Genomic DNA, 742 nt, shown 5'->3' on the forward strand with positions numbered 1-742 from the left:
GGCCGTCGCCGAGGCGCTCGAAGGCGAGCGCACGAGACAGAACGAGACGTTAGCGATGATCGCGAGCGAGAACCACGCCTCCGAAGCCGTAATGGAGGCCCAAAGCTCCGAGTTGACGAACAACTACGCCGAGGGGTACCCGGGCGGGCGATACTACGCGGGCTGTGAGTACGCCGACGAGGTCGAGAACCTGGCGATCGAGCGAGCGAAGGAACTGTGGGGCGCAGAACACGTCAACGTCCAACCGCATTCGGGGTCGCAGGCGAATATGGGCGTGTACCTCGCGATGCTGGAGCCGGGCGACAAGATCCTCTCGCTTGACCTCACACACGGCGGGCACCTCTCGCACGGTCACCCGGCGAACTTCGCGGGGCAGACCTACGAGGTCGAACAGTACGAGGTCGACGCCGAGACGGGTTACGTCGACTACGAGGGCCTCGCCGAGATCGCCGAGGAGTTCGACCCCGACATCATCGTCTCCGGGTACTCCGCGTACCCCCGCGAGGTCGACTTCGAGCGCGTGCAGGAAGTCGCAGACGACACCGACGCGTACCACCTCGCGGACATCGCACACATCACAGGCCTCGTGGCAGCGGGCGTCCACGAGTCGCCAGTCGGCGTCGCGGACTTCGTGACGGGGTCGACGCACAAGACGATCCGCGCGGGTCGCGGCGGGATCATTATGTGCGGCGAGGAACACGCCGACGCGATCGACAACGCGGTCTTCCCCGGCGCTCAGGGC

1 protein-coding gene is annotated in these 742 nt (G+C 66.2%); it reads left to right on the plus strand.

What is annotated here, in order from left to right; genetic code table 11:
- Positions 1-742, plus strand: a 742-nt coding sequence (locus tag DEQ92_RS21040; RefSeq protein ID WP_115821730.1) for a serine hydroxymethyltransferase, incomplete at both ends; no start/stop codon positions are given.

The sequence above is a fragment of the Haloferax sp. Atlit-6N genome (genome assembly GCF_003383195.1).
Lineage (GTDB): Archaea > Halobacteriota > Halobacteria > Halobacteriales > Haloferacaceae > Haloferax > Haloferax gibbonsii.